Here is a 16,783-nt window from a genome sequence, read left to right as displayed (position 1 = left end):
GCGTCATGCTCTCCGCGATGGCGGTCACCCTCCTGCTCGTCCAGACCGGTTCCGGCGGGGCCGGCGCCGCCCAGGGGGGTGAGGAGGGGCCGGTGGACGTCCCCGGCCCGCCGGAGGGCAGGCTCCGGCTCATGGTGGTGGGCGACTCCCTGGCCCAGGGCAGCAGCGGCGACTACACGTGGCGCTACCGCCTGTGGCGCCACCTGGGCGACTCCGGTGTCGACGCGGACTTCGTCGGACCCTACGACGACGTGTACGGGCTCGCGGACGGCGAGTTCGACCACGCCTACGCCGACCCCGACTTCGACACCGACCACGCGGCCCGCTGGGGGGCCACCGCCCGCGACCTCGCCGACGGCGTCGCCCGCGTGGCGGCCGAGCACGAACCCCAGTACCTGCTGCTCCTGGCCGGGATGGAGGACATCCTGGCCGGGGGCGGGGCCGACCACGCCCTGGCGGGGGTCGGTGAGACCGTCTCGACCGTCCGCGTGGCGCTCGCGGAGGTGCGCTTCGTCGTCGGGGAGCTGCCCGAGGTCGAGGGCACCGGTGACGACGAGCGGATCAACGAGGAGATCGACCGGTTCAACATGGGGGTGGTCGACCTCGCCCAGCAGCTGACCTCGCAGACCTCACCGGTGGTCGTCGCCCGGGTCGCCGCCGACTACGTGCCCTCCCGGGACAACTGGGACGACGTGCACCCCAACGCCCGCGGCGAACTGCGGATCGCCGCCGCCTTCGCCGACGCGCTCGCCGAACCGCTCGGTGTGGGCCGGGACTTCCCGCGCCCCCTGCCGACCGTGGCCACCGGGCCGCGCACCGCCCCCGAGCCCGACGCCGAGGAGTCGGCCGCCGGCCTGGTCCTGAGCTGGGACGCGGTGCCCGGCGCGACCGACTACCGGGTGGTCCAGCGCAGGCTGGAGCCGGACCCCGACGAGGCGTTCGTGCTGCCCGCCGAGGTGGAGGCGGACGGCGACCGCCGGTCGGTGCTGGTCGGAGCGCTGCTGAGCGGGGCCCGGTACGAGTTCGTCGTGCGCCAGTACAAGGGCCGGGAGGAGGGGGAGCACTCCGCGCCGCTGAGCCTGGTGTGGAGCCCGGATCCGCCCCCCGCCCCCACCGGCGTGCGCGTGGTCGACGGCGGCGCGACGGTGCTGTGGGACGCGGTCGAGGGGGCCACCCACTACGAGGTGTGGCTGCGCGTGCTGGCGTGCTCGCCCGGCGACGACGCCCGGGCGCCCGCGGACGCGCGCGGCGGGGCGCTGTCCGACGAACCCGGCCACGGGGACGGGGACCACCACGCGCCGACCGGTGAACCGCGGTCGTCCCCGACCCCCCGGCCTCCGCCCTCGCCGGAACCTCCGCCGTCCCCCCAACCCCCGCCCGATCCCGCCCCGTCCCCCGAGCCGACCTCCCCCGACCCCGTCCCGACTCCCGCTACGCCGCCCCCGCCCCGGGGGACGGAGTGCGAGCCGGTCGACGGCAGGGGGCCGGGCGGCGGCCAGGGGTGGTACCCCCAGGGGCCCACGGGGGCGGAGCCCCGCTGGGAGGCGACCGTGAGCGGCCCGTACGAGGTCGTGGTCCGCGCCCACCGCGACTATGTGGAGGGCGGGTACTCCGCGCCGGTCCTCCTGACGGACGGGTGAGGGCGGTGCGCCGCCTCGACCGGGTGCTGCCGTGGGCGGTGGGCCTCCTCGCCGGTGTCCTGGCGCTCGGACCGGCGCTGGGCCGCGGTTACGTGCTCCGGTACGACATGGTGTTCGTCCCGGAGCCGTCCCTGACGACGGTTCTGCGCGGAGCCGACGGCTTCCCCCGTGCGATCCCCAGCGACGCCGTGGTGGCGGCGCTGTCCGCGCTCGTCCCCGGGGACGTGGTGCAGGCGGTGGCGCTGCTGGGCGTGTTCACCGTGGGCGGCGCGGGCGCGGCACTGCTGCTGGCGCGCCCGGGCGGCGGGGCCGCCCGGCACGTGGCCCCGGCGGCCGCCGGGATCGCCTACGTGTGGAACCCCTTCGTCGCCGAACGGCTGCTGCTCGGCCAGTGGGCGATGCTTCTGGGATACGCGGGGCTGCCGTGGGTGGTGGGCGCTGTGGTCCGGTTGGGATCGGTACGGCCCGTCGCGGGGCTGGCGGGTCTGCTGTGCGCACTGGTCCCCGCCGCCGTGGGCGGTTTCTCGTCCGTGGTGCTGACCGCGCTCACGGCCGGTCCCGTGGTCCTCCTGCGCCGCGCGGGTGGAGCCGGGAACGGTCCTGGGTCCGCACCGCCCCCGGAACCGACCCACCCTGGCGGGGGCGGTGCGTGGCCCGCGGTGTCGCGGGCCGCCCGCGGACCGCGCGGGCGCGTCGCGGCGACGGGCCTGTTCCTTCTCGCCCTGCTCCTGGTGTCCCTGCCGTGGCTGCTGCCGTCCCTGGCCAGCGGTGCGGGGACCGACCCGGCGGGGGTGGCGGCCTTCGCCGCGCGCCAGGACACCCCCTTCGGTGTGGTGGGATCCCTGTTCCTCCTGGGGGGCGTGTGGAACTCCGGGGCCGTTCCGGCGGGCTACGGCGAGCCGGTGACGGCGACCCTGCGGTTGGCGCTGTGCCTGCTGGCGCTCACGGGTTGGGTGTGGTGGCTGCGCAGGGAGCGACCGGTGTTCGGTGCCGGTCTGTCGGTGGCGGCCGTGGTCGGCTTCGGGATCGCGCTGCTCGGGACCGCCGAGGCGGGACGGACCGCGCTGTCCTGGCTGATCGGGTTCTGGCCGGGTTTCGGGCCGTTGCGGGACGGTCAGCTCTACGTCGCCCCCCTCGCTCTGGTCCAGGCCCTCGGACTGGGGGCCGCGGCGGGGTGGTGCGCGAGCCCTCGTCCCGGGGCGCGGTCGGTGTGGCGGCTGGGCGCGGCGGTGTTCGCAGTGTTCCTGCCGATCGTGGTGCTGCCCGGGCTGGCCTGGGGCGCAGGGGGTCGGCTGGTCCCGGCGGACTATCCCCGGGCGTGGATCGAGGCCCGGGACGCGGTGGCCGCCGACGACCGCCCCGGAGCGGTCCTCGTCCTGCCCTGGAGCGCCTACCGGGGGCTGGACTGGGCCGGGGAGCCGGTGGTCGCGCTCGATCCGGCGACCAAGCTCTTCGACCGCCGCACGCTGTGGAACGACGACCTGCGGGTCGGGACCCCGGACGGCGGGACGGTGGTGGTGGCCGGTGAGGACACCCGTGCGCGCGAGGTCGCCCGGGCCCTGGGCACGGACCCGGCCACGGGGCTGCCGAGGATCGACGACCCGGAGGGGTTCGCCGGGCTCCTCGGCGGTCTCGGCGTGCGGTACGTGGTGGTCTCGGCACCGATTGATAACGAGTTCTTGTTGACCGTTCCCGGGGTGTCAGTCGTGGTCGAAGGTCCTGACATGGTCCTTTTCCGGGTGGATGATCAGCACGTGAAGGCGGATAAAGGTAGCGGAACGGGGTTGGAAGTTACCGGGGGGTTAGTTACAGTTGGGGCAATCGTCTGGTCTATAGCTAGATCAGGTTCTAGTCTCGTTCTCCAGCGTTCCGGTTTCAGAGCGAGGCCGGGCGCGCGGAAGGAGATCCCCAAGTGATCAAGGTAATCGCCGCCTGCGTGATCGGCGCGGCTCTGGCGGGAGGGGCCACCGTGGTGGCCACCAACGTCGCCACCGAGTCGACCGCGACCGCGGAACCGGTGAACGAAACCCTCTACAACTACGGCGACCGCTAGACCGCCGCCGTCGGAGAGGACCGGGGCGCCCCGTCCGGTGCGGGGTGTCCCACCCTCCACCCCTCACGGCCGGGGCGAACCCGGCCGCCCCTACCAGACGTCCGGTCGACGGGCCTGCTCGGCGTGCGCTCCGTGCTTCCCTCCCGTGATCGCTCCCTGGACTCGCGTCGGTACGCAAAGTGATCGACGCCGGTTCCGGCCGGACACCGCGCGGAAGGAGAGCGTGTGGTCATCGAGAAGGTCCACCACAGGGTCGGACCCGGCGTGCCCAGGCCGATCCTCCCCGCCCCTGACCCGGCGGCCGACGTCCCCGCGGCGGGTTGCGCCCCAACCCCGACCGACTCCGGCCCGACGGAGGCTCCCACGGAGACCGACCCCGGCCCGCGCCTGGACGGTGTGCGCCTGGTGATGATCAACTGGCGCGACCCGTGGCAGTCCACCGCGGGTGGGGCCGAGGAGTACGCCTGGCGGATCAGCCGCCACCTGGCCGAACGCGGCGCCATCGTCACCTTCCTCACCAGCCGCGAACCCCACCAGGCACGCGTGGAGACCCGCGACGGCATCGTCATCCGCCGGATGGGCGGCCGCTTCACCGTCTACCCGCGCATCATGGCCTGGCTCGCCCTGTGGCGGCGCGAGTACCATCTCGCCTTCGACTGCATGAACGGCATCCCCTTCCTCTCCCGCCTCGTCCTGCGCCGCCGGACCAGGGTGGTCAGCGTGGTCCACCACGTCCACGACCTCCAGTTCAACGCCTACTTCCCGGCCCCGCTCGCCTGGTTCGGGCGCTTCATGGAGTCCGCCGTCGCCTCCCGCGTCTACCGGAACTGCACCACCGTGACCGTCTCCGAGTCCTCCCGCGCCGCCATGCGGGACAAACTCGGCTGGCGCGCCCCGATCGAGATCGTCCACAACGGCGGCCTCCCCGCGCCCGAGGACCCGCGCGCCTCCGGGCGGACGCCCGCGCGCGACCTCTCCCGCCCCGCCGTCGTCAGCCTGGGCCGCCTCGTCGTCCAGAAACGCGTCTCCCGCGTGGTCGACCTGGCCGCCACCCTCCACGACCGGCACCCCGGCCTGAGCGTGCACATCATCGGCCGCGGTCCCGAGGGCGAACACCTCGCCGACCAGGTCGGGCGCGACGGCCTCCACGACCGCGTCCACCTGCACGGATTCCTTCCCGAGACCGACAAGAACGCGGTCCTGGCCGCCTGCGACCTGCACGTCACCGCCTCCCGGTTCGAGGGCTGGGGCCTGACCGTCATCGAGGCGGCCCGGCTCGGCGTCCCCACCGTGGCCTACGATGTGGACGGACTTCGCGATTCGGTCCGCGACGGTGAGACCGGTTGGCTGGTGCGCGAGGGCGAGGAGATGGCCGACGTGGTCTCCCGGGCGCTCAAGGAGCTCTCCGACCCCCACCGCGCCGAGGAGGTCCGCCGGGCCTGCCGGGCGTGGGCCGCCCGTTTCACCTGGGCGGCCAGCGGCGCACGGATGACCCGTCTCGTCGCCGCCGAACTCGGCCTGGCCGTGGCGGAGGACGGGATCGACACCGCGACGGGGGAGAAGGCGGGGAATTGACTTCGGCGGAATCCACCGCCAGGCGCGAACCGGAGGATTCCAGAGCACCGTCCGCCCCTGGCGGACCGCTGGACCACACGCTGCTCTCGCGGCTCAAGGTCCTCACGGTGTGTCTGCTCTTGGGCGCGCTGGCGGCCAGCATCGACCCCGGCAGGATCGTCAGCGACACCAAACTCGACCTGACGGCCAACCCCGGGGGGTTCCTGGAGCGCGCCCTGCACCTGTGGGACGCCTCCTACTTCGGGCAGATCCAGAACCAGGCCTACGGGTACCTCTTCCCCAACGGCCCCTTCCACCTGCTCTTCGACACCCTGGGCACACCCGACTGGATCACCCAGCGGCTGTGGATGGCGGTCCTGCTCGTCGCCGCCTTCCTGGGCGTGTACAGGGTCGCCGGGGCGCTCGGCCTGGGCACGGTCAACACGCGCATCCTCGCCGGGGTCGCCTACGCCCTGGCCCCCCGCGTGCTCACCCTGCTCTCCTACAACTCGGCCGAGCTCCAGCCCATGCTGCTCATGCCGTGGATCCTGCTGCCGCTGGTGCTCGGCGCCCAGGGCAGGCTCTCCCCGGCCCGCGGGGCCCTGCTGTCCGGGCTCGCCTTCCTGATGTGCGGCGGCACCAACGCCGCCTCGGAGCTGGCCGTCCTCGTGGTCCCGGGCCTCTACCTGCTCACCCGGGCCAACGGCCCCCGCAAGTGGCGGCTCATGGCCTGGTGGACGGGTGCGCTCGCGCTCGCCTCGTTCTGGTACGTCGTACCGCTCGTGCTCATGTCGCGGTATGTGTTCTCGTTCATGCCCTACACCGAGGACGCGGCCGTCACCACGGGTGTGACGTCCCTGCTCAACGCGGTGCGCGGCACCTCCAACTGGATGGGTTTCCTGCCCGACCAGGGCAACACCGCGCTGCCCTCGGGTGCGGCGCTGTCCACCACCCCGTGGCTCATCGCCCTCACCGCCCTGGTCGCCGGGCTCGGCCTGGCCGGGCTGATCAACCGGCGCACCCCCGAGCGCCTCTTCCTCATCGCCTGCGTCCTCACCGGTACGGCGATCATCGTCGCGGGCTTCACCGGGGACCTCACCGGCCCCCTCGCCCCCCTCATGCGCGACCTGCTCGACGGTGCCCTCGCGCCCTTCCGCAACGTGCACAAGTTCGACGCCCTGATCCGCCTGCCGCTCGTCCTCGGCCTGGCCCACCTGCCCGTGGTCGTGGCCCGGGACCGGGCCGAGCGCCGGGGCGCGGTCGCCGCACCCCGCGTGTACCGGGCCGTGGCGGGCGGGAGTTGCGCCCTCCTCCTGGCCACCCTCCTGCCGATCGGCACCGTCGGCATCGCCCCCCGCGGCGGTTACGAGGAGCTTCCCGAACACTGGCGCGAGGCGGCCGCGTGGCTGGGCGAACGCTCCGACGAGCGCGGGATGACCATGGCCCTGCCGGGTTCGGCGCGAGGCGAGTACGAGTGGGGCCGCCCCCTGGACGAACCCATGCAGCCGCTGCTCACCGGGGCCTGGACCAACCACCAGATCATCCCGTGGGGCTCGGCGGGCGTCTCCCGGCTCACCCACGAGATCGACCAGCGCGTCTCCTCGGGACGGGGCTCGGCCGGGCTCGCCCACACCCTGGCCCGGATGGGCGTCACCCACCTCGTCGTCCGCAACGACCTCCAGCGCACCGGCAACAACGGCGGCTGGCCCGCCCGCGTCCACCAGGCGCTGGGCGACTCACCGGGGATCAGCCAGGTCGCCGAGTTCGGCCCCGTCATCGGCTCCCTCGACCACCAGCCCGCCGCGCGCTGGTTCGACCAGCCCTACCCGGCGCTGACCGTCTACGAGGTCGCCGGGGCCGCGCCCACCGTCGGCACCGTCCCCGCCGACGCGACCGTCCGTGTCACCGGCGGCCCCGAGTCCCTCCTCCACCTGGCCGAACAGGGACTGATCGACGACGACCGCCCCGTCCTGCTCGGCGACGATCCGGGCGCGGACGCGATCGCCCCCCAGGACACGGTGGTCACCGACTCCGCGCGCCGCCGCGAGGTCGTCTACCCGGACGTGCGCCGCAACGTCTCGGCCACCCTGACCGAGGACCAGGAACTCGAACGCGACGTCCCCGCACCCGACATCCTCGACCCGGCGTGGGAACCCTACGTCGCCCACGCCGAGGACCTGGGCGTCGCCTCGGTCACCGCGTCCTCCTCCGAGAGCGGCGCCGGTGCGCGCGGCTCCGACCGCGACCCCGGCCACGCACCGCACGCCGCACTCGACGACGACCTCACCACCGCCTGGCGCTCCAGCGCCTTCACCGGAGCGCTCGGCCAGTGGCTGGAGGTGGAGTTCACCGAGCCCCGCGACGTCGACGGCCTCACCATCGCCTTCGACCAGCTGCCCGGTGAGCCGCCGCCCTCCCGGGTCACCGTCGTCACCGACAACGGCGAGACGGAGGTGCCGGTCGCCGAGACCGACGAACCGCAGGAGCTCATGGCCCCGCCCGGAGCGACCGCGACCCTGCGCGTGAGGGTCGACGAGCTGGCCTGGGAACCGGAGTACCGCTTCGGCACCCGCGTGGGCATCACCTCCCTGTCCCTGCCGGGGCTGGAGGCCGCCCGCACCCTGCGCGTTCCCGGACCGTCCGACGCCGGCACCCTGCTGTTCACCGGCTCCACCGGCACCGCGCCCGGGTGCATGGAGGGCTCCCACGTGTGGGTGTGCAACTCCCGTCTGGAGGTCCAGGGCGAGGACGCCAGCCGCCTGGACCGCACCTTCGGGCTCTCCGCCGCGTCGGCGGCGGGCGCGCACCGGGTGTCCGGCGAGGTGGTGCTCACCGACCCCCGCGAGGCGGAGAACGCCGCCAACCGGGTGAGCCCGTACCCGCACGTGACCGCCTCCTCCACCGCTGTGGAGCACCCCGCCGCGATGGGCCGGGGCACACTCGACGACGACGAGTCCACCGTCTGGTACCCCGACCCGGAGGAGAAGCGGCCCTGGCTCGACATCGAGCTCGGCGAACCGACCGAACTGGACCACCTGGAGGTCTCCTTCCCCCGGGCCGACAGCGTGCTCCGGCCGATCAGGGTCACCGTCGAGGGCGGCGACACCGTCCGCGAGGGCTGGCTCGACGGCAGCGGCCGCGTGGACTTCGCTGCGCTGACGGCCGAGTCCGTGCGCGTCACCTTCGAGCGCCCCGAGGGCCAGGACCTGGAGATCGGCACCATCACCCTGCCCGGGGTCGACCCGGTGGAGCCCCTCCCCGAGGGGGACGCGGCGACCGCCTGCGGTCTGGGCCCCACACTGCGGGTCAACGGCCAGCGGGTGGAGACCCGGATCTTCGCGGGTACGCTCGCCGACCAGCTCACCGGCCGCCCGCTGCGCTACGAGAGCTGCACCGACCTCGACCTGACCGAGGGCGAGAACCGGATCATCGTCGACCCCGGCAACCGGTACGACGTCCGCTCCGCCCTCGTCGAGACCGACACCTCCCTGGCCGACCGCGCGCCCGTGGAGACCGCCGAGGTCGAGCGGGTCCGCACCTGGGGGCCGGGCGAGCGCCGCTTCGACGTCGCCGTCGACGAGGAGAGCCTGCTCGTCGTCAACGAGAACTTCAACGAGGGCTGGGAGGCGACCCTGTCCGGTGCGGAGGGTGTGCTGGAGCCGGTCCGGCTGGAGGGCTGGAAACAGGCCTGGGTGCTCCCCGCCGGGAGCCAGGGCACCGTCACGCTCACCTACACGCCCGACACGGCCTACCGGACCGCGCTCGCGGTGGGCGCCGGGCTGGCCGGTCTCCTGGTGGTCCTGGCACTGTGGCCGCGTCGGCTCGTCCCCGCCGCGCTCGCGCCGGCGGTCGCCCGCGCGGCCGGGGCGACGGGACGCGCCGGCCGGGCCCTGCCCGCCGCGGGACCCGGATGGCTGAGCCGGTGGACGGTCCTGCCCCTGGGCCTGGCCTACGGAGTGTGGGTGGCGGGCGCGGTCGGCGCCGCCGTCGTCGCCGTGATCCTGCTGTGCGTCTGGTGGCTCGGCCGCCAGGCGCCCAGGGGGCTGCGGCACGCCCGACCGGGCAGACCCTCCCTGGGCGGGCGGACACTGCCCCACCTGGCCGGGCCGTGGACGGTCACGGTCGCACTGGCGCTGGCGGGCCTGGCCATGGCCGTCGGCACCCACCTCGCCCTGTACATGCCCTTCCACGACGTCACCGAGGTGTTCGGGGGAGCGCTGCGCGGTTGGGTGGCCCAGGCGCTGTGCCTGCCCGCCCTGACCCGGCTCGTCCTCGCCCTCGGCCAGCGCGGGGACGACACACCGCCCCCCGGTGGGGCCGCCCGGACCCGGATCCCCGAGCGGCTCCGCACCGTACCGTTCGACGGGCCCGACCGGGTCGGAGCGGCGTCGGCCGACGGGAACGGGAGCGGCGACGGGAACGGACACCGCAACGGTGACGGATCCGCGCCCGCACCCGACTCCGACGTCGAGGAGGCCCGCACGTGAGCGCACCGACCGAGGACATCGGCGTGGCCGGGGACGAGGGGACCGCCGCGGCCGTCCGGCCCGGCGACGACCCTCCGCCCCGCAGGGGCACCCTCCTGGTGGCCGCGGGGGCGTTCCTGCTGACCCTGGCCGCCCTGCTGCCCCTCTACGTCCACGACCGGGTGGCGCTCCTGCCCGCCTCGGCGGAGTTCGAGCTCAGGATGGTCGACGAGGACGCCGCCTACCTCGACGCGTCCACGTGGTCCCTGCGCGAGGGGGTCGAGCTCCGGCGGGTCGTCAGGGTGGACGCCACACCGCACGGCGGTGACTGGTCGGCGTGGGAGATGTCCGTGGACGTGTCCACCCCGGAGCGGATGATCGACCACTGGAGCCGCCGCGTCATCGTCGACCGGGCGACCGGCCGCGCCGTCAACTGCTGCGGTGAGCACGTCAACGGCGACCGGGCGGTCCGGCAGGCCGGGCTCGTGTTCCACTGGCCCGCGGGAGCCCCCGCCGAGGACGTCACCCACTACGACGCCGAGGTGCGCTCGGCGCCGCGCCTGGAGTTCGGGGGCGAGGGCCAGGTGGCCGGGGTGCGGGCCCGGCGCTACACCCAGACCGTCGAGTCCACCCAGGTCCCCGACTCGGCCAGGTCGGTGCCCGCGGCCCTGTTCACCCCCGGCGCGGAGGGGACGGTCACCGCCGCGCGGTGGGTGGAGATCACCCGCACCTACTGGGTGGAGCCCGTCAGCGGTCTGGTCGTCAACGCCCAGGAGGCCCGCTCCGAGAGCCTGCGCCCGCGCGGCGGAGGCGGTGAGGTCGGACTGCTCTCCGCCGAGCTGACCCTGTCCGAGGGGCAGGTGGCCGGCCTCGCCGAGCAGGCCCGCGTCCGCGCGTTCCTGCTCACCGCGCTCGACACCTGGGCGCCCTGGGGCCTCGGCCCGCTGGGTGCGCTGGCCGTCCTGACCGGCCTCGTCCGGGCGTGGCTGACCCGGGACACGGCGTCGCGCGACAGACGCGCCATGCGCGAGCACTCCGACTGGGTGGACGGACTCGGGGAGACCGGGCGCACCCCCTAGGATCAGACACATGTGCGGTCGCTATGCCCAGTCCCGGAACCTGCACCAGCTCCGGCTCGCCTTCGACCTCCCCGAGGAGACCATCCCGGAGGAGGCCGACCCCCGGGCGTGGCCCCCGCTGGACGACCTGCCGCCGGACTACAACATCTCCCCGGGCAGGCCCGTCCACGCCGTGCTCGGCCCGCCCCCGCGCGGGAGCCAGGAGACGGACGAGCCCGCCGGGCCGCGCCACCTGCGCACCCTGCGCTGGGGACTCGTCCCCTCCTGGGCCAAGGACCGCAACGTCGGCTACCGGATGATCAACGCGCGCAGCGAGACCGTCGCCGACAAGCCCGCCTTCCGCGCCGCCTTCCGGCGCCGCCGGTGCCTGCTGCCCGCCGACGCCTACTACGAGTGGCAGCTCATCGCGGCTGACGGCCGCGCCGAGCCGGGTACCTCGCCCGCGACCGACCCCCAGCACCGCAAACGCAAGGCGAAGTCGGCCAAGAAGCCGTTCTCCGTGCACTACGACGACGGAGCGCCGCTCGCCCTGGCCGGGATCTTCGAGCGCTGGCGCGACCCCGGGACGGACGAGAAGGACCCCGGCGCCTGGCTGTGGACCTGCGCGGTCATCACCACCGAGGCCGCGCCCGAACTCGCCCACATCCACGACCGCATGCCGGTCGTCGTCCCCTCCGACGACTGGGCGGCCTGGCTCGACCCCGAGTCCGGCGCGGCGGACCTGGCCCACGTCATGGCGGGAACCCCGGTCGACCGTTTCGCGATCGACGAGGTGTCCACCGACGTGAACAGCATCAAGAACAACGGGCCGGAGCTCCTCACCCCCGTTTCCCCCGCCGAGGGTGACGGGCCGGACACACTTTTCTGACCACGGGGCGGCTGGACACGGCCCGGGGGCCTCTGTGTATGGTGTGCGAGGCCACACGGCCACGCGCCCCGTTCCGGGCGCACGCACGTCGTCATCCCATCGTTGACGTGCGCACATGTGAATACGCAACGCGGGAGCTCGCGCCATGGCGGGCTGAGAGGGCGGCTCAACGGTGTCGCCGACCGCAGAACCTGTTCGGGTAATTCCGACGTAGGGAGGCATGCCATGACGGCTGCGGACAGCCGCGCCACGAGTCCCACCGCCGACGAGCGCCAGGTGACCACTGGTCCCATCATGGGATCACGGAAGGTCTACCGCGAGATCGACGACCCCGCCGGTTTCACGCTCCGCGTCCCGCAGCGCCGGGTGGAACTCAGCAACGGCAGCCACTTCGACCTGTACGACACGTCAGGTCCGTACACCGACTCCACCGCCGACATCGACGTCCACCGGGGCCTGCCCGGCACGCGGCAGGAGTGGATCGACGCCCGCCAACCCGTCGACGGCGCGGTCACCCAGCTGGCCCACGCCAAGGCCGGGACCATCACCCCCGAGATGCGCTTCGTGGCCACGCGCGAGGGCGTGGACCCCGAGTTCGTGCGCCAGGAGATCGCCATCGGCCGCGCGGTCATCCCCGTCAACCGCAGGCACCCGGAGTCCGAGCCGACCATCATCGGCAAGAACTTCCTGGTGAAGATCAACGCCAACATCGGCAACTCCGCGGTCACCTCGTCGGTGCCCGAGGAGGTCGAGAAGATGGTGTGGGCCACCCGCTGGGGCGCCGACACCGTGATGGACCTGTCCACCGGCAAGCGCATCCACGAGACCCGCGAGCGGATCCTGCGCAACTCGCCGGTCCCGATCGGCACCGTGCCCATCTACCAGGCGCTGGAGAAGGTCGACGGCGACCCCACCAGGCTGAGCTGGGAGATCTACCGCGAGACCGTCATCGAGCAGGCCGAGCAGGGCGTCGACTACATGACCGTCCACGCCGGCGTGCTGTTGCGCTACGTGCCGCTGGCGGCCAGGCGCGTCACCGGGATCGTCTCGCGCGGCGGTTCGATCATGGCCGCCTGGTGCCTGGCCCACCACAAGGAGAGCTTCCTCTACACCCACTACGAGGAACTCTGCGAGATCCTGCGGGCCTACGACATCACCTTCTCCCTGGGTGACGGCCTGCGGCCCGGCTCGATCGCCGACGCCAACGACGAGGCCCAGTTCGCCGAGCTGCGCACCCTGGGCGAGCTCACCCACATCGCCCGCGCGCACGACGTGCAGGTGATGATCGAGGGCCCGGGGCACGTGCCGATGCACAAGATCGCGGAGAACGTGCGCCTGGAGGAGGAGCTGTGCGGCGAGGCGCCGTTCTACACGCTCGGCCCCCTGGCCACCGACATCGCCCCCGGCTACGACCACATCACCTCCGCCATCGGCGCCGCCCAGATCGGCTGGCACGGCACGGCGATGCTCTGCTACGTCACCCCGAAGGAGCACCTGGGCCTGCCCAACCGGGACGACGTCAAGACCGGCGTGGTCACCTACAAGCTCGCCGCGCACGCCGCCGACCTGGCCAAGGGCCACCCCCGGGCGCAGGAGTGGGACGACGAGCTGTCCAGGGCGCGGTTCGAGTTCCGCTGGCAGGACCAGTTCCACCTGTCCCTGGACCCGGAGACGGCGCAGTCCTTCCACGACGAGACGCTGCCCGCCGAACCGGCCAAGACCGCGCACTTCTGCTCCATGTGCGGGCCGAAGTTCTGCTCCATGAAGATCTCCCAGGACGTGCGCAGGTACGCCGAGGAGAACGGCCTGGACACGGTCGAGGCGATCGAGAAGGGCATGGCGGACAAGTCGGAGGAGTTCGCGGCCTCGGGCAACCGGGTGTACCTGCCGCTGGCCGACTGATCGCGGCCAGCGGTGCCGTGGGAGGACGGCCCGCGGCACCGCTCCCGCCGCCGCGGCCGGTCCGTCCGGCCGCGGCGCGCCCCGCCCGGGGGCGCCGCTACGGTGTCCCCGGAGACCGGGACACACCCCGGTGGGACAGGGGAGGGGCCGCCTGATGGGTACCACCGCGACGACGGTGACGGAGGTGTCCCACACGCGCGGGGGCGGGAGCTGTCCGCGCGCAGTGAGCTGACACCGCTGTCGCGGTCCGGGGCCGCCCGGGCGCCTCCCGCCCTAGCGGTCGGCCCGCCCGGGGGCGGGCGCGCGCCCGCGTTCCACGGCGAGGCGGTGCCAGAGCACCAGCGCGGGCGGGACGACCAGTTCCACGGCGAGCAGCACGAGCATGAACGGGTCGGGGGTCCCGGCGACCGCGATCGACAGGAGCCGGGCGAGTCCGCCCAGGAACACGGCACCGCACACCGCGCGCAGGAGCGTGCCGCGCTCGGCCACCCGCGGGACCACGGTGAACAGCGCGACACCGACCGACAGCCACACCGCCGCGAAGAACCGGTAGTTGCTGTCGACGTTCACGGGCACGTCGGTCTCGCCCGGCAGTGCGGCGGGGCCGAGCGCGACGTCCATGACCCCGGTCGCGACCACGACGAGCGCGAGGAGGGCGATGACGGCCTGGAGGGGGCGGGGGGAACGCACGGGAGGACTCCCTTCGTGGAGGTGTACTCCGGACCCTAGGCCACGGCCTGACGGTTCCTCCGCCGCCCCCGTCCCCCGCGTTCCAGCGGGGGAGGCCCGGGTCAGCCCGGCTTGCGCGCGCTGGCCACCAGGTGCACGCCCACGTAGTCGTCGGACTCGGTGGCGCGCGTCTCCATCTCCACCAGGCGGCCCATCGACCGGGGGTCGCGGGCGAGCATCCCCTCCACCGTGGACGGCGACAGCACCGTGCGCGGCTTGATCCACTCCAGTTCGAGCCCGGCGTCGGCCAGGGTCTCGGTGAGCTGCTCGGAGGTGAAGCACCGGGTGATGGAGCCGTCCGGCCAGGGCACCAGCAGCACGTCGGCGCTGGGCGCGTGGCTGAGTTCGGGCCAGCAGTCCTGTTCCGCCAGCAGCGCCATGCCGAGCACCACGGAGTCGACGCACACGAGCGTCCGTCCCCCCGGGCGCAGGACCCGCGCGATCTCGGTCACCGACGACTCCGTGGCCAGGTGCCGCGACAGGACGCGGTTGTCGGCGATCACCCCGTCGAAGACCTCGGAGGCGAACGTGCGCAGCAGGGCGGAGTCGCCCACCACGTGCCGCAGCCGCCCGCGGGGGGCCGGGCGCGGCACCCCCGCGTGCCCGTTGACGAGGGTCAGGGGCCGGCGCACCGCCATGTCCTCGGACGGGAGCAGGGTCACCACGTCGTGCCCCGCGGCGACGGCGCGGTGGGTGCCCTGGAAGTCCGGGGTGGACAGGTCGAGCAGCCGGGCGGGCGCGGGCGGGAGCCAGCGCGCGAGCTGTGTCTCGGCGACGGCCCAGTAGAAGCGCCAGTAGTCCGACAGCCGGTCGGGTGCGGCGAACTGGGCGGCCGGGGACCGTGGGCGGTCCGATGCCGGGGTCGAGGACGGTCGCACGTGCACTCCTCTCCCATCCTTGTGTGGTCCTACCCGCACTCTCCCATGCCCTACCTCCGACGATGACGCCAAACGACAAAGTTCACCGCGAGGCGGCCCCCTTCTCCCCGCCGGGCCGGAATCAGCGCGCGGAGGGCGTTGTTGTCACCGACACCGCGCGGGACGCAGGGTCCCGAGCGCGGCAACGGATGTTGGGGAGGAATCTTCGGCTATGTCGACCGCCAGCGCGTGCCTGGAACGCGAGGAGGCCGTGTCCGCGCCACGCGGCGCCGGTGCGCGGGGCCCGGGTGCGGAGCCGTATCTTGGGGATATGGATGCTCCAGCCGGGACCAGCGCAGGGAGGCCGACGGGCTTGGAAGAGGGCCAGGAGACAGCACGTGAGCGGGAGGAGCGCTTCGAGAGGGACGTGCTTCCCTTCCTCGACCAGCTCTACTCCGCGGCGCTGCGGATGACCCGTAACCCCGCCGACGCGGAGGACCTCGTTCAGGAGACGTTCGCCAAGGCGTTCGGTTCGTTCCACCAGTTCAAGCAGGGGACGAACCTCAAGGCGTGGCTGTACCGCATCCTCACCAACACCTTCATCAACTCCTACCGCAAGAAGCAACGGGAACCGAAGCAGGCGGGGACCGAGGACGTCGAGGACTGGCAGCTGGCGCAGGCCGCCTCGCACACGGCCGCGGGACTCAAGTCGGCCGAGGCCGAGGCGCTCGAACACCTGCCCGACACCGACGTGAAGCGGGCGCTCCAGGAGTTGCCCGAGGACTTCCGGATCGCGGTGTACCTCGCCGACGTCGAGGGCTTCGCGTACAAGGAGGTCGCCGAGATCATGGGCACGCCGATCGGGACGGTCATGTCCCGGTTGCACCGGGGGCGCCGCCAACTCCGGTCCCTGTTGGAGGAGTACGCGGTGGACCGCGGTTTCCTGCCGACGGCGAGGACGGCGGCCTCCGCCGGTACCGTCGCGTCGGGGGCGTCCGCGGGCGGTCGGGGACAGGCGAACGGGTCGGATCGAGGAGATCGGCAATGAGCGGCGGCCACGGCAAGGACAGCGACACCCCCTGTAGCGAGGTGCTCGACAAGCTCTACACCTATATCGACGGTGAGCTGGAGGAGGGCAACTGCGAGCAGATCAGGCACCACCTGGACGACTGCGCGCCCTGCCTCGACGAGTACGGGCTCGAGGAGGCGGTGAAGAAGCTCGTCGCCAAGCACTGCGGGTGCGACCCGGTGCCCCTGGACCTGCGGGACAAGGTCCTCGGCCGGCTCGCCCGCGCACGTGAGGAATCCCTGGAGCGCGAGGCGAACGCGGACGGGGAGAACCTTGTGCGCGAGGTGAAAGAGGGCGAGGGAAACCTCGTGCGCGAGGCAAGTTCGGAGTAACCCGAGCCCGCCTTCGGGGCGGCGTCAGCGACCGCGACGCGCGGTGGCGGTGACTGGATTTCCGGTCACCGCTTCTTTTTTATGTCTTATGCTCTGCTGTCTTGAATTGTCATACGATGTCGTGTCATGAGTGTTCTGTAGTTGTTTGTGAGTATGTCGGGCTGGATTCCCCGTGTCTGCGGGGGTTTTGGACACGTGTCCACCCGGGTGCGGCGGGGGAGGGGTGTCGACACG

The 16,783-nt window shown here is 73.3% G+C and carries 12 protein-coding genes; 10 read left to right on the top strand and 2 right to left on the bottom strand.

What is annotated here, in order from left to right:
- Positions 1 to 5: 5 nt before the first annotated feature.
- The 8 genes from ACTVAJ_RS19235 (at position 6) to thiC (ending at position 13,562) form a co-directional block, all read left to right on the top strand.
- On the top strand, positions 6 to 1,640 hold the full coding sequence (locus ACTVAJ_RS19235) for an SGNH/GDSL hydrolase family protein (protein WP_470389618.1): 1,635 nt from the start codon (positions 6 to 8) through the stop codon (positions 1,638 to 1,640).
- 5 nt (positions 1,641 to 1,645) lie between these two features.
- Positions 1,646 to 3,556 (top strand): MmpA family trehalose lipid delivery protein, encoded by a 1,911-nt coding sequence (locus tag ACTVAJ_RS19230; RefSeq protein ID WP_470389575.1) that lies wholly within the window; start codon positions 1,646 to 1,648, stop codon positions 3,554 to 3,556.
- Positions 3,553 to 3,693, top strand: a complete 141-nt coding sequence (locus tag ACTVAJ_RS19225; protein ID WP_358569914.1) for a hypothetical protein — start codon at positions 3,553 to 3,555, stop codon at positions 3,691 to 3,693. The genes ACTVAJ_RS19230 and ACTVAJ_RS19225 overlap by 4 nt, the downstream gene beginning before the upstream one ends.
- Before the next feature lie 225 nt (positions 3,694 to 3,918).
- On the top strand, positions 3,919 to 5,268 hold the full coding sequence (locus tag ACTVAJ_RS19220; protein ID WP_470389574.1) for a glycosyltransferase family 4 protein: 1,350 nt from the start codon (positions 3,919 to 3,921) through the stop codon (positions 5,266 to 5,268).
- Positions 5,265 to 9,734 (top strand): alpha-(1->3)-arabinofuranosyltransferase, encoded by a 4,470-nt coding sequence (locus tag ACTVAJ_RS19215; RefSeq protein ID WP_470389573.1) that lies wholly within the window; start codon positions 5,265 to 5,267, stop codon positions 9,732 to 9,734. Before ACTVAJ_RS19220 ends, ACTVAJ_RS19215 begins: the two co-directional genes overlap by 4 nt.
- 17 nt (positions 9,735 to 9,751) lie before the next feature.
- Complete coding sequence (pgfA, locus tag ACTVAJ_RS19210) at positions 9,752 to 10,792, top strand: cell envelope lipid trafficking protein PgfA (RefSeq protein WP_470389617.1); 1,041 nt, start codon at positions 9,752 to 9,754, stop codon at positions 10,790 to 10,792.
- Positions 10,793 to 10,802: 10 nt separating this feature from the next.
- Positions 10,803 to 11,660 carry an SOS response-associated peptidase gene (locus ACTVAJ_RS19205; protein ID WP_470389572.1) on the top strand — a complete coding sequence of 286 codons (858 nt, stop codon included), beginning with the start codon at positions 10,803 to 10,805 and terminating at the stop codon, positions 11,658 to 11,660.
- A gap of 225 nt (positions 11,661 to 11,885) precedes the next feature.
- Positions 11,886 to 13,562: a phosphomethylpyrimidine synthase ThiC gene (gene thiC, locus ACTVAJ_RS19200; RefSeq protein WP_470389571.1), complete on the top strand. Its 1,677-nt coding sequence runs from the start codon at positions 11,886 to 11,888 to the stop codon at positions 13,560 to 13,562.
- Positions 13,563 to 13,835: 273 nt separating this feature from the next.
- Here thiC and ACTVAJ_RS19195 read toward each other — a convergent pair whose 3' ends face one another.
- Together ACTVAJ_RS19195 and ACTVAJ_RS19190 are read right to left on the bottom strand one after the other, a co-directional pair.
- Positions 13,836 to 14,252, bottom strand: coding sequence for a DUF4345 domain-containing protein (locus ACTVAJ_RS19195; protein ID WP_470389570.1), 417 nt, complete (start codon positions 14,250 to 14,252; stop codon positions 13,836 to 13,838).
- Between the two features lie 101 nt (positions 14,253 to 14,353).
- The gene (locus ACTVAJ_RS19190) at positions 14,354 to 15,175 is read right to left on the bottom strand and encodes a methyltransferase (RefSeq protein ID WP_470389569.1); all 822 of its coding nucleotides are present in this window, start codon (positions 15,173 to 15,175) and stop codon (positions 14,354 to 14,356) included.
- A 346-nt stretch (positions 15,176 to 15,521) separates the two neighbouring features.
- On the opposite strand from ACTVAJ_RS19190, the gene ACTVAJ_RS19185 reads away from it, so the two are divergent.
- Together ACTVAJ_RS19185 and rsrA are read left to right on the top strand one after the other, a co-directional pair.
- Positions 15,522 to 16,196 (top strand): sigma-70 family RNA polymerase sigma factor, encoded by a 675-nt coding sequence (locus tag ACTVAJ_RS19185; protein WP_470389568.1) that lies wholly within the window; start codon positions 15,522 to 15,524, stop codon positions 16,194 to 16,196.
- On the top strand, positions 16,193 to 16,549 hold the full coding sequence (rsrA, locus tag ACTVAJ_RS19180) for a mycothiol system anti-sigma-R factor (RefSeq protein WP_470389567.1): 357 nt from the start codon (positions 16,193 to 16,195) through the stop codon (positions 16,547 to 16,549). The genes ACTVAJ_RS19185 and rsrA overlap by 4 nt, the downstream gene beginning before the upstream one ends.
- Positions 16,550 to 16,783: the final 234 nt, after the last annotated feature.

The organism is Nocardiopsis sp. KDC1DS13DA1, from assembly GCF_055632325.1.
This window is presented reverse-complemented; position numbering and strand designations above follow the sequence as displayed.